Origin of the sequence: Paenibacillus sp. FSL W8-0194 (assembly GCF_037969745.1) — a bacterium.
Taxonomy (GTDB): Bacteria; Bacillota; Bacilli; order Paenibacillales; family Paenibacillaceae; genus Paenibacillus_AQ; species Paenibacillus_AQ cookii.
The window spans coordinates 1,385,352-1,398,535 of record NZ_CP150205.1 but is presented as its reverse complement, the minus strand read 5'-3'; the positions used below and the strand labels follow the sequence as shown (position 1 = coordinate 1,398,535).

Here is a 13,184-nt window from a genome sequence, read left to right as displayed (position 1 = left end):
ATCCAAAACTCACTGATTCATTGTACTCCGCCATCCGCCATCATTCAACACCGATAAATGTAGATATTTCGTGAAGTTTTCGTGCTTTTCGGCGGTTCCGAATGATTATCGCGCGCAAAACGCAAAAAAAAGCCCCCGTACCTTACAGGCACGAAGGCTTCCTGAATGCTTCCTAACGTTTTAGTTTGCGGTTGTTGATCCACAGCGGAATGCGGAAAAGCAGGTTGATGAGCAAAACGACGACGACCAGCACGGCCGCGGACCGCTGCGCGATCGATGCGGCATCTTCCACGATCGCTTCCGACTGCACGTACCACAGATGGACGGCAAGCGTTTCGCCGGGCGCAAACAGGTTGAAATCCCACATTTCGCCCGACGTGCTGAGGCCAGCCGTGAGCAGAATGACGGCCGATTCGCCGAAGGCGCGGCCTGCTACCAGGCAGATGCCCGTTATGATGCCCTGCAGCGCGATCGGCAGCACGACGGTACGGATGCATTGGAACCGGGTCATTCCGAGCGCATAGGAAGCATTTTTAACGTCATGGGGCACGGCGCGGACCGCTTCTTCGGTCACCCTGGCCAGCATGGGCAAATTGAGGAAGGCAAGACTGACCGCCCCGCCCAGGATCGTCAAGCCGATTTGGAAATACTCGGCGAAAATCGCGAGACCGAGCATGCCAAAAACGATCGACGGAACGGATGACAAGCTCTCCACGCAGATGCGGAGCACCTCGGTCAGCTTGTTTTCGGGCGCGTATTCCGCCATGTAAATGCCGGCTCCGACCCCGATGGGAATCGAAATGACCAGCGACAAAAACAAAATGTAGAAGGAGTTGAACAACACCGGGCCGATGCCGCCCCCCGGGTCGATATCCTCGGGCACTTTCTTCAAAAAATCCAGCGTCAGGCCGGGGAGCCCTTTGCCGAGAATCGTAAGCAACAGCCAAAAAATCAGCAGCAGCACGAGCTCCCCCAATCCATAAAAGGCGGCCGTGGCGAGCTTGTTATACGCAAGCGACCTTTGCATTTTGCGGCTTTGGGCCGTTGGCGTCATGTTTGGTCACTTCCCTTCCGTCCAAGATAACGGATCAACAGGATGAGCAGGAACGAAATGGCCAGCAGCAGCAAGGCCATCATATGAAGCGCGTAGTTCCAGGTCGAATCGAATTCGACGTTGGAGATTTGCATGACGATGTTGCTCGTCAGGACGGATGCCGGAGTGAATAACGTCGTGGCGAGCTGCGCGGTATTCCCGATGACCATGACGACCGCCATCGTTTCCCCGATCGCCCGGGTCATCCCCATAATCACGGCCGCGACGATTCCCCGCCCCGCCGCCGGAATCACGACCCTCATCGTCACCTGCAGGCGCGTCGATCCAAGCGCATACGCCGCTTCGCGGTACTTCTTCGGCACCATCGAAATCGCTTCGTCGCTGATCCGGCAAATGGTCGGAAGCACCATCAGAGCAAGCACCAGAGCAGCGGCAAGCAGCCCGTCGCCCAAATTTTCCCCGCTCATCCGGCGCAGGACCGGAATCAATACCGTGAGGCCGAGATAGCCGTAGACGATAGACGGAATGCCGACCAGCAGATCCAGCACCGGACGCATCATGTTCCGCAGCCATTTCGGAGCGATTTCGGCGATCAGCACGGCCATGCCGACCGCAACCGGCACCGCCATGGCCAACGTCAGCGCCGTCAAAGATAACGTATTGACGATGATGCCGGCCGCCCCGAAGCTGTCGTTTTCCGGCGTCCAATCGAACGACAGGAAAAAGTCGGCCAGGGAAATATGGGCGAAGGTCAATAACGCCGTTTTGCCGATAAAAAAGATGACGAGCCCGAGCACGAAGCAGAGGGCCAAAATGCTGAACAGGAAATAATACTTAAACAACCGATCCGCGAAACGGGCTCGAACGTAACGGCCGAACCGTCCGTCCGCCGGCTTCGCGAGCGAACCCGATTTATCGGGCATCATTGGCCGGGCAGAGGTGCTCACTCAGGTTTCCTCCCATAAAGCGGCCAGCCCCGTGATCAGGGCTGGCCGCTCGATATTCCTTGTTAAGGGTTAAGGCATCAATCACGTACCGCTGACGGTATTAGCGCATCGCCGAAATCGGAATGAATTTCAGCTTTTTGAGCGATCCCTGCTGAAACTTCGCGCTTTGCACGTATTCGATGAACGCTTTCGTCGCGCCTGTCGGCTGTCCTTTGGTCATGTAATAACCATACGCCCAAATTTTGTACGTGCCGTTGATGACGTTGTCGGTCGTCGGGGCCACGCCGTTGAAGCTGACGGCTTTTACGTCGCTGTTCACGTATACCAGGTCGATGTAGCCGATGGCGTTCGGCGTCGTCGCCACGGCCGTTTTCATGTCGCCGCTGGAGCCGACTTCCTTGTAGTTTTTGTCCTTTTTCACGATGTCGCCGCCTCCCAGCGCTTTGGCCTGGTAGTTGACGCGCGTGCCGGAGCCGAAAGCGCGGGTGATGACGACGATGTCCGCATTGTCTCCGCCGACTTCCTTCCAGTTGGTGATTTTGCCAGAATAAATGCCTTTCAGCTGCTCGGTCGTCAGGTTGTTGACCTTCACGTTTTTGTTCACGATCGTTGCGAACGGAATGACTGCAACTTTGTTGGCGACTTGGCCGTCAAATGCTTTGAAACCGGGGACGTCCATGCTGGCGTCCCAATCGCAGGCGCCGATATCGGCGATGCCTTTTTTCACGGCTTGAGGTCCGGTCACGGAGCCTTTGCCGGAAGCGGCGATTTTAACTTTAGGGTTCAGCTTTTGAAATTCCTTGGCTGCTTGCAGCGTCAAAGGAAGAAGCGCCGTCGAACCGTTGATCGTAATTTTGCCCGACAATCCCGAAGCCGCCGAAGCGGAGCCGACGAGGGTGGATACAGCCACAAGCGAGGCTGCGGCCAGAAGCGACATTTTTTTGAACCATTTCATACGTATAATCTCCTCTCGATATGAAGCAAATTATTTGGTAAGCTGGTCGATTCTTCCGTTTTGAACCAAGATCACTTTGCCGTCCGCGACGACGGCCACGCGGGTGCCGTCTTCCGAAATGGCAAGGCCGGTAACGTCCGCCTTGGTGGCGTACACTTCGGTTTTGACGCCTGATACCAGGGCATAGACCTTGCAGCTTCCGTCTGCAGCCACGCCGGCTGCAGCCAACTGGCCGCTTGGGCTCGTAGCGCTGAGCAAGAAGTCCGCGTCCGTGATCAAATCCCGGGTACCGCCGCTTGCGGAAACGGCTTTGATCGTTCCTTTGGCATTCGCTTGTTCCGGATCGGCGCTCAAATACGCCACGCTGCCATTGCCCAGGAAGGCGGGATACAGTTTGTTGTCCCCGGAGGCCGTCAGCGCTGCGGGTTTGGCGTCCTTCACGCCGAGATCCAACGTATAGATCTGCTCCCCAGCGCCGGAATAATCGATTTTGAGGGAATCTTCCGTGCTCTCTTTGTCGTTTTGCGCAACGCCCGTCGCGGTGACGATATAAGCGATTTTCTTCTCGTCGGCCGAAACGCGGACCTCGGATTTATTTTCGACCTTGTCGGCCAAAATTTCGGTGATTTGACCCGTGTCCACGGAGACGCACGAGATTTTTTCCTGTTTGTCCCCCTGAATGAAATAGATTTTTTTGCCGTCGGCCGTCCAGGCCAGATCTGTCTTCACGGAGGTGTCCGCCCCCAGCTTGTACGGCTCTCCGCCGTTCAGGCTGACGAGGTACAGCTGTCCGGTGTCGTCCGTGTATGCGGCGAGGTCGCCGTTCGGAGAAATTGTCATATTCGACGCGTTCGGATTTGAAAATAATAAACGTGAGCTGTAATCGGAGCTGAGGCTGTACAATTGGGCCGGATCGGCATCCTCCTTCAAGGCGACGAGTCGGCCTTTGGCGTCGAAAGAAACGGAAGCGAAACTTCCCTCGATTCTCCCCGCCGTCAGGATTTGCAGCGTATCCCCGCCAACGATGACTTCGCCTCCCAGAGCGGCTACTACGGGGTTCAGCTCAACGAAAGCACGATTGTCCTGAATGACGGGAGCGGCCGTAAAGGTCCGTGCTTCGCCGTCAAGCTTGAAGGTCTTGGAACCCGATTGCAGCTGCAGGGTATGCCCGTTTTTGCCGGTCTTTACCGTGATGAGGCCCTTGGCGGAAGTTGCGGCAGCGCCGTACATTTTAGCCAGATCGCCCAGCGCGATCAGTTTCCCGTTTCCGGCTTTCAGCATGGAGACGGTCATGTTTTGGCCGTTGACGCGGATGCTTTCGCTCGCTACCGCGAATTTGGCCGGTGAGACTTGGGATGCAGTGCTTTGGTCCTGCGCCCGCAATGCTTTGGCCTCCGGCGCTCCCGCCGACAGCGCGGCCGTCACGAAAGCCGCTGCGGCAATGGTCTGCAGCATTTTATTGGTTTTCAAATCGCTCACCCTTTTCTTCTCTTTTTTCTTCGCTTCGGTGAATCTAGGTCTATTTTCATATAGATTTGTTAGATTGGTTTGATTGGTATGTTATGGAAACATAAAATATTTACCGTTGTCATTTGGAAAAATAGGTATTATCCTAGTTAAAAATAAAGCTTTTCCAAGAAACATGGCTAATGATGGGACTTTTTGTGTTAACCCATTGTTAACTGAAGTGATGGAGGCCAAAAACGTGTATGTAATCGCATTTATTTTATCGCTTGTCATCGTGCTGGCATTGATTCCTCCCCTGCGAAAGCTGGCCATCCGGGTCGATTTCGTTGACAGGCCGACAAGCCGGAAAATTCATAAAGAACCTGTCCCCCATTTGGCGAGCATCGCCATTTTCCTGGGATTCATGATTCCGTACCTCATCCTGAGCCGTCATTGGGACGCGGAAATGGCCGGCATCATCGCCGGTTCGCTCCTCATCCTCGGCATCGGCATGGTGGACGACTGGTACAAAACGCGCGGCAAAGACTTTCCGGCGCTGCCGAAAACGGTGGTGCAGGTGGGAGCGGCCGTGATCGTCTACTTCTCCGGCATCTCCTTCGTCGGGGTGACGATTCCGTTTGCCGGGCATATGATCGTATTCCCTGAGTGGCTCCAGTTCATCCTGACCATCCTTTGGATTTTCGGGGTCACGACCGTCATCAACTTTATGGACGGACTGGACGGGTTGTCGGGAGGCGTAGCCGGCATTTCCGCGCTGACCTTGTTTATCGTCGCGATTTCCAAAGGTCAGACGCAGTCGGCGATCATGGCGATCATCCTCGTGGGGGTGGCGCTCGGCTACTTGAAGTACAACAAACCGCCGGCCAAAATTTACATGGGGGACGCTGGTGCCACGTTTATCGGGTTCATGCTCGGCATCATCGCGCTGGACGGGGCCTTCAAGCAGGTTACCGTCATCTCGATCCTGGTTCCGGTGCTGGCGCTCGGCGTGCCGATCTTCGACAACATTTACGTGATCATCAAACGTTATTTGAACGGAAAACCGGTATACAAGGCCGACCGAAGCCAGATTCACTACCGGCTGTTGTCCTGGGGGCTGAGCCCGAAGCAGGCCGTCTTGTTCATCTATTTGATCAGCGCCTGCCTGTCGCTTTCGTCCATCATTTTAATGCTGCTGAGCAAATCTTCGTAAACAGCCAAAAGCTCCATGCCTGCAAACAGGCATGGAGCTTTTTTTCGTGTTACGCAGGCGACCGCTTGCGCAGCATCGACCGAAAAATCGCCTTCAGCAGCGGCGGAACCGCCAGGAAGATAAACAATGTCCTGAACAGCTGATAGCAAATGACAACCGACAGATCGGCTCCGGCCTCTTTGCCGATGATGCCCATTTGATCCATCCCGCCCGGGGCAAGGCCCAAAAAGGCGGTGACGAACGAGACGGCATGAAGACGGGTAAACAGCAGGCTCAGGCCGATGGAGCAAAGGATCAGCAGCACCCCGCTGAACGCCGCGAGAACGATGATCCGCAGCTTGTTCCCGAGCTGCTCCGGTTTGAGCAGCATCCCGACGTACACGCCGATGACCAGCTGCGAGGCGTTCAGGACGACGGCGGGGAGCGCATGTCCAGCATACCCCGATAATTGCAGCAGGACGGTTGCGATCATCGGGCCGAGCAGATAAGCCGTCGGAAATTTGATCCGCTGCCCGACCACGGCAAAAAGCGTGCATAACACCGCAAAACCAATCACGTGCGGAAACAGTCCGTCCCACCCTGCAGAGGAGGCGGCATGCGTCGCGGCAGCCGTTTCGCGACCGCCGGTTCCCCCAAAAAATGGGCTGAACACCAGCAGCGGCACAAAAAAGATAATCATCATCAGGCGCGACACCTGCAAAAAAGTGACGACCGTAATGTCGATGCCTTCGATGTCGTCCGCCAGCGAAACCATTTGCGTCAAGCCGCCCGGAATGCTGCCCATCAGCACCGTCGGAAACGGTACGCCGGACAGTTTCGACACAAGCGCCGCAATGGCGAGGCTGCCTAAGAGCAGCAGGACCGTCAGCAGAACCATGGACGGCAGCTGCCGTCCGATCTGACGCAGCGTCTCCGCCGTAAACGCCAGCCCGATCGTGTAGCCGACGATGATCATGCCGCTATTGCGGACGGCGGTCGGGCATACCGGCTTGATCCTCCGTATCGCTTTGGATGCGATCAGCGTCACGATCATCGGGCCGAGCAGCCACGGGACGGGCATGTGGATCCACTTGAACGCAAATCCGCCGATAATGCCAAGCACCAATGTATAGAGCAGGCGGAACCCGTTAGCGGACATGGGCGGTCAGCTCATCGATCCGTTTTTGGACATCCCCTTTAAATACCCCGCCATGATAACAAATCACGGTTTCAATATCATAATCCTTGAATTTACGAACCGACTTCAGCGCCGTATCCATATCCGGAGTGGCCTGCGGCACCGGACCGTGAAGCTCGCCGTTATGAACGATGAGTGCATCGCCCGCAATCAGCGTTTTGCTGTTCGCGTGGTACAGGCTGGTATGGCCCGGCGTATGCCCGGGCGTATGAACGACCGTCAGGCCTCCGCCGAACGGCAGCACGTCACCGTCCACGAAAGTATGCGTCACGTGGGCAGGAGTTTCCCGGGAAAACGCCCGCCGAAAATCGGTATACGTCTGTTCCGACAGCATTTTTTGAAGCATTTCCTCCATCCCGGGACGCATCTTGAGCAAAGGAAGCTCGCCGTCGATATACGGACGGTCTTCCTCGTGGGCGTATACTTTCAATGTTTCGCCGGAAGCCGCGATAAATTGCGGCAGCGACCCGACATGATCAAGATCCTGATGCGTCAACACGACGGCGGCCGGCGCCGGCGACGTGTAGCCTTCCTGCCGCACAAGCTCCTTGATCGCCTCGTAGTGCCCCGGGAGCCCGGTATCCACCAACACCCATTCACCGTCTTCCCCGATCACCACCGGATGGAATACCATGCCGGCGCTTTCGTCCGATAGATTCAACATCGTTAATCCTGCAGCTATTTTCATTGACGTCCAAAGCGAATCGCTTTGGTTCACCTCCCCAATAATATTAAAAACCCATGAGTCCATTATATGACTCTCGAGTTCTATTCGTCAATCGCCATCATTGACCTTCTTCTGCCGTCATGTCAAAATACAAAATGAGGTGGGCGTCATGGAGATATTGAAACGACAGCAAATTGTGAATACAGCCATGGAAATATTCAAGGAAAAGGGTTACGTCGCGGCTTCGATGAAGGACATCGCGGAAGCTTGCGGCATGGCCAAAGGCAGCATCTATAAGCTGTTTCCTTCGAAAGAGGATCTGTTTACCGCGGTGTTCGAGGCCTGCCATCAGACCATGTTCGCCAAGGCGAAGGAACTGGATCTTGAGCCTTGCCCCGATCCGAAGGAACAACTGCGGCGGAAAATCGAATTTCAGCTGCGCTACATGCTTGAAAACTATTATTTTACGAGCGAATTCAAGGAATTGCCCGTGAAGGATCATGAGAATTTCATCCTTGCATGGAAAAGGAAAAGAACGATGCTGCTCAACCTGCACCGGGACTTTTTTGTTGAGGCCTACGGCGAAAAAATCGGGAAGCATATATGGGATGTCGTTACCATTTTCAGGGGCATGCTGAGGGAGTATCTGGCTTATGCCAAACAGAAGGTCGTCCGGCAGCCGCTTTCGGAGCTTGCACGTTTTATACAGCAGCGAATGGATGCCGTCGTACGCGACATGCTCGAAGAAGACGCCGCTCCGGTGATGGACGAGCACAGCGTTTACGTGAACGAACTTCATCCGGCCGACCCTGCCGCGGTGCAGGAATACGTCCAGGAATTTTTGGATTCGTTGAAGGACCAATTGGACGAGCTCCCGATGGCCGAACACCAGCGAAAGGAGCTGCAGGACGTGATCCGGTTGCTCAAGCAGGAGTTCGAGCGGCCGGACCCCAATCCTACGCTGCTCCACGTGTATGTCTCTTTTCTCGAAAATAATCCCGCCGTCGGCGCCTATGCCAAACAGCTCAGCTTTATGTTTTGAACGAACAGCCATAGCAAAATGACCCGAATACGAGGACCATGGACGGTTTGCCTCGATTCGGGTCATTTTAATGTTAACGGGATGCGCCTTTTACGGAAGGCTTCCCCACGGATTCGCCTTGGATGAGCGTTACGTAGATGCGCTCATGCTCGACTTTTTCGCCGGAAATGATTTTGATGAGCTGCTCCGACGCGAGCGCCCCCCATTTCCGTTTGGAATAGTCGATGGTGGCCAGCCGCGGCTGCATATACCGGGTCAGCTCGATATTATCGAAACCGATCAAATGGATCTGCTCGCCGATCCGGAACTCCGTATCGGCCAGCCGGTTGCACAGGCCGATCGCCATCTCGTCGTTCAGGCAAAACACCGCGACGGGTTCCGTATACTCCCGCATGATTTGTTCGGCGGCCTTTTCGCCCCCGCTTTTTTTGAAGTCGCCTTGAATTTCGATCCATTCGATGTCGCTGCGCCGGTCCGCAACCATTTTGACGGCTTTCATGCGCTGGATCGAGTCGAAGGACCCTTCGGGACCGGATACGATATAGATCTTTTTATGGCCTTGCTCCACCAAATATTCGGTGGCCAAGGTCGCCCCGGCCTTATTGTCGAGCAAAACCTGATTGATGTTCGGATGATCCAGCTCGCGGTCGAGCACGACGATTTTATGGTTGCGGTCCGCGTACTTCAGCAGTTCCTCGCTGGAGAACGTATGGTCCAGTATGACCGCGCCGTCGATCAAGCGCTCCGGCAGCATGCGGTGGGACTGCTTGCCGCTGCAGACGATGAGGTCGTAACCCTGCGAGTTGCAGACCTCCTTCATGCCGTCCAGCAGTTCCCCGTACACATCCCCTTTGAAGTCCGTCAGGAACACGCCGAGAATTTTCGTCTCCCGTTTTTTCAGCGTTCTGGCAGCGGCGTTCGGAACATAGTTCAGCTCTTTGGCGATTTGCAGTATTTTCGCGCTGGTTTCGTCCGTCACCTTGCTGCTGCCGTTCAGGGCATAAGATACCGTTGAAATGGAGACTCCGGCTTTTTTAGCGATATCCTTTATACTTACCAATTTGTCCTCGCTCCTTATCGTTGTTCGCCGGGGAATTTCGCAGGCGAGGCGCCTGCTGGCGCCCCTTTCCCGCAAAATCCCGTTCATTCTTGGATGAATTGGATCCTATGGAAAATGGCGATCCGTTAAGATCGCCTAAAAATTTACATAAAAATTTCAACGACGTTATGATCGTCCTTCATCGCCTGCTCAAAGGCTTCCTTGCTGATGCGCAAGCCGCCCTCGCGGTAAGGATTGGCCACCCGCTCCGCCTGGAGCGGATTGCCGTTTAGCGTCACGCGGCTGACGGAAGCGCCGGATATATGATAAACGAAGGTAACCTTCACCCCGTCGTATTCGAAATCGAAATGCATTCCGTCCAGCGATGCCGGCAGCACAGGGTCGATCGTCAGTCCGCCTTGGTCCTGGCGAATGCCGAGGGCATTCGAAATCAGCTGGTTCATGTAAATCCCCGGACCGCTGGAATAAATCCGCCATCCGCCTTTCACCTGCACCTTGCCGCTGCGCAGGTCGTCAAAATGCGTCTGCGCCTCGTAGCGGTTGTTGAACTTGCCGTCCGAGCTGCTGAAATACGCGTTGCTCTGCCGCATCTCCGCATTCGGCACGACGTCGCGGATGCCCACCGGGTTAATGACGTTAAGCCCGTTCCATACGTCGTCCGCATGTCCCAGCTTCGCCATCGCTTCGATGAACCGGATGTGGGCATGGACATATTGAAGCCCAACCTCGCGTCCGAAATTCGAAGCCTGCTCCGCCCGTTTGAAATGCGTGCTGACGCCTCCGGCGTACTGGGCGGGGCGGTTCATCAAACGAACGCCGTCAGGGAAGAACAGCTTTTCCTTGATCAATGCGTAATGCGATTTTGCCCGCTCCGGATCGAGCAGTTCCGCGATCATGCTGCGCGTCATCGGCAGCAGGCGGTATTGGATGCCCGTTTCGGTGTCCGTCGGATGCAGCATCAGCTTGGCGTCGGCAGGGTCTTCCATGTAGAGGAATCCCGGAATAACGTCAGTTTGCAGCATATACCGGTGGTAATCCCGTTTGATGCCGTCCGCCATTTCCTGCAGCTCCGCCGCAAAGGACGGCTCTTCCGCCAGCAGCGCCGCGGACAGCTGGGTAAACGTCTGGTACGTCAGGGCCACCGTCCAGCTGCTGACCATGTATTTCTTGAGCTGGGCGTTCGCCGGCTGCAGGGTGTCGTCCCAGTCCCCGTCGCCGTAAGACGACAAATACGTATCGTGCAGGAAGTGGCTGCGGATGTAGCCGATTTCCTTATGCACATGCTCGAGCAGCGTGTAGGTTTGTTCCGTGAACTTGAAGCTTCCTTTAACGGTATAGGAAACCTTTTCCTTCAAAATACTGTAATCCCGCGTAGCCGTCAAATAATCGCTGAGCACCTTGAGCGGCCAGACGATAATGTCGCCGTGGCTCTCCTCCTGCTGCACCGGGGCATACCGGTCGAACATGAACCACTGCGGCCAGTTTCCGTCATCCTCGTATTGATGGGAATATACGGTAAGCAAAATATCCCGGACCTGACCGAATTTTTGCGTGGCCATGAAGTACTCCGACGGTCCCTGGCACACGTCGCGCGTTCCCCATGCCGCGCCGCCGTATTGCTCCAGGCCATGCGGAACCGAATAATGGACGAGCATGTTATGCGTGTACCACCAAGCCAGCGCGTTCACTTTGAAGAAGTCGGCGCCCTCGGTTCCGTCCCCGCCGGTAAGGCGGAATCCGTTCATGACCTCCCGGTAGAAATCGCGATATTTGGCGATCTCTTCCTCGGCGTTTTTGTCTTCGGCCGGAATGTGTTCGCCGTTCAGCAAACCTTGCACCGTCAGGGTCCACTCGCGGGTTGCCTCGATTTGCATCGTGCAGAGCGACGCGCAGCCGGCCGGTACGCCTTCCGCAAGCACGGTCTCGTCGCCGATCTCGGCCGCGGCGCCATCCAGCCGCATGCGGTATTGCAAGTTCGGGTAGGCTTCCTTGCGGATGTCATCCTGCCCGCCGAAGAAGGTAAGGACGCCGTTTTCGTTCGTCATGCGAACCGGCGCTTCGTATTCATTGACGTTCATCGTCACCTGGCTTGTCACGAGGAAACGATACGCCTTACCGCTTTCGGAACGAACGTTCAGCCGCACTTCCGGCGTGTCCACGGTCGTAAAGTTCGTGATGACCAGCATGTCGCCCGTCGTTTTGTAATACCAGCGCACATAGTTAAAGCCGATTTCGAACAGCGAGGGCATCGTCAGCAGCCGGTATTGCCCGTCCACTTCGACGTAAATCCGCTGTCCGGCCGTTTTCGGCACGTTTAGCGCGTTTCGGGCGTTGCTCATCATTTTGTTGAAATTCGTGTTGCCCACAACCAGATGCGAGTTGAAAATGCCGTACATGTAAGACGTGGTGGTGATGACCGTTGCCCCGAATTCAATGTTGTTCCCGCTCATCAAAATATGGCCGTGCGGACGTTCAACCAGCAATTCTTTTTCTTTGCATACGATATGTTCATAGGAATCCGTGAAAAACGAAAGGAGTTGTCCGCCTTCGCGTTCTTCCTGTTGTCTCTTATGTTCCGGGAAACGCGCATCGATTTCCTCCGCCGACATGGAGAGGGTTTGCAGCGGTTCGCCGATGGTTCCGTTAAACCGAACGGCAGGCAGCTGCCGCAGCGTGTCCTTTTCGCCTTCGGCCAAATAAGCCTCCCAAGCCTGCTGAACCTCGGCTTTATACTCGAGCTCGGTTACTGCGGCCGCATGGTTTTCTTTGAACAGGCCGTAAAATACGAACCGCGCTTCGCCGTCAAGCGTCACCCGCTCGGATTGCAGCGCCGTGTAAGCAAACTCGTATTGATAGATTTCATTGGCCAGCCCGGCCTTGCTCAGACAGGAAGGCACGTTTGTTTCCTTGTAGGACAAGCCGAAAAATTGAAAGCCGTCCGTCGAATAGCCGGTAGCGCGCGTCAAGGCGCCTTGCTGGATATAAGGGAACGCGCCGCCGCTTTGCGGCATGTTTTGTCTGGAGCAAACGACGTAACCAAAATCATCGTCCTCGAAAACGGTATGGTCGATATATTGGGACAAATAGGCTTCGTTGCTGCGCACCGCCCCGATGTCAGCATTGCCGAGATCCTGTCCGTAGATGATGTCGATGCTTACCCCTTCGCCCCGGGCCACCACGTCCCAGAACCAGACGCCGAGCGGAGACACGGCAAAAGTCACGCGGTATTCGACGCCGTCGGCGCTGCCTTCCCAAAGAATCCGGCGTTGCCCGGCGCTTACTTTGCTTTGGGAACGGATGCCGAGCAGAGGGTAAAACGAAATGCCCGACTCGCGGTGAATACGCAGGTACAGGTTATTCAAAGCTCCTTCGATCGGGCTTGCCACCAGTTGGTTTATCATGGTTTGGCCGCTTAGAGCCTGGTGCAAATCGCCGCTTTCCCAAAAGGTAAAGCTCAAATCACCCGCTTGGATGTTTAGCTTAGAGTTCGTAATCGTGGCTGTCATATGTTGTTAATTCCTCCTAACCCTTGAAATAAACCTGCGAGCGCGGTGTCCGGATCGTGCCGGAGAGGCCGTCAGGCCCCTCGCACGGTCCGCCTTCATTCACGTTCACCTGTTTCG

The 13,184-nt window shown here is 55.4% G+C and carries 10 protein-coding genes; 2 read left to right on the top strand and 8 right to left on the bottom strand.

What is annotated here, in order from left to right:
* Positions 1-172: 172 nt before the first annotated feature.
* The 4 genes from pstA to MKY58_RS06000 all read right to left on the bottom strand — a co-directional run bounded on the left by pstA (position 173) and on the right by MKY58_RS06000 (position 4,435).
* Positions 173-1,054, bottom strand: coding sequence for a phosphate ABC transporter permease PstA (pstA, locus tag MKY58_RS06015; RefSeq protein ID WP_339323857.1), 882 nt, complete (start codon positions 1,052-1,054; stop codon positions 173-175).
* A complete protein-coding gene (pstC, locus tag MKY58_RS06010) occupies positions 1,051-1,980 on the bottom strand; it encodes a phosphate ABC transporter permease subunit PstC (RefSeq protein WP_339325068.1) in 930 nt (309 codons plus the stop codon). The genes pstA and pstC overlap by 4 nt, the downstream gene beginning before the upstream one ends.
* A gap of 121 nt (positions 1,981-2,101) precedes the next feature.
* Positions 2,102-2,956, bottom strand: a complete 855-nt coding sequence (locus tag MKY58_RS06005; RefSeq protein WP_339323856.1) for a phosphate ABC transporter substrate-binding protein — start codon at positions 2,954-2,956, stop codon at positions 2,102-2,104.
* A 30-nt stretch (positions 2,957-2,986) separates the two neighbouring features.
* On the bottom strand, positions 2,987-4,435 hold the full coding sequence (locus MKY58_RS06000; protein ID WP_339323855.1) for a stalk domain-containing protein: 1,449 nt from the start codon (positions 4,433-4,435) through the stop codon (positions 2,987-2,989).
* Positions 4,436-4,646: 211 nt separating this feature from the next.
* Between MKY58_RS06000 and MKY58_RS05995 the strand changes: the two genes are divergently transcribed.
* Positions 4,647-5,615: an MraY family glycosyltransferase gene (locus tag MKY58_RS05995; protein WP_339325067.1), complete on the top strand. Its 969-nt coding sequence runs from the start codon at positions 4,647-4,649 to the stop codon at positions 5,613-5,615.
* Between the two features lie 49 nt (positions 5,616-5,664).
* Here MKY58_RS05995 and MKY58_RS05990 read toward each other — a convergent pair whose 3' ends face one another.
* Positions 5,665-6,753, bottom strand: a complete 1,089-nt coding sequence (locus tag MKY58_RS05990) for an AbrB family transcriptional regulator (protein ID WP_339323854.1) — start codon at positions 6,751-6,753, stop codon at positions 5,665-5,667.
* A complete protein-coding gene (locus MKY58_RS05985; protein WP_339323853.1) occupies positions 6,743-7,456 on the bottom strand; it encodes an MBL fold metallo-hydrolase in 714 nt (237 codons plus the stop codon). Before MKY58_RS05985 ends, MKY58_RS05990 begins: the two co-directional genes overlap by 11 nt.
* 172 nt (positions 7,457-7,628) lie before the next feature.
* Here MKY58_RS05985 and MKY58_RS05980 point away from each other — a divergent pair, with 172 nt between their 5' ends.
* Positions 7,629-8,501: a TetR/AcrR family transcriptional regulator gene (locus MKY58_RS05980; RefSeq protein WP_339323852.1), complete on the top strand. Its 873-nt coding sequence runs from the start codon at positions 7,629-7,631 to the stop codon at positions 8,499-8,501.
* A gap of 73 nt (positions 8,502-8,574) precedes the next feature.
* On the opposite strand, the gene MKY58_RS05975 is transcribed toward MKY58_RS05980, so the two are convergent.
* Both MKY58_RS05975 and MKY58_RS05970 read right to left on the bottom strand, forming a co-directional pair.
* Complete coding sequence (locus MKY58_RS05975; RefSeq protein ID WP_339323851.1) at positions 8,575-9,561, bottom strand: LacI family DNA-binding transcriptional regulator; 987 nt, start codon at positions 9,559-9,561, stop codon at positions 8,575-8,577.
* 143 nt (positions 9,562-9,704) lie between these two features.
* Entirely contained in the window at positions 9,705-13,067 is a 3,363-nt protein-coding gene (locus tag MKY58_RS05970; protein WP_339323850.1) for a cellobiose phosphorylase, read from the bottom strand.
* Positions 13,068-13,184: the final 117 nt, after the last annotated feature.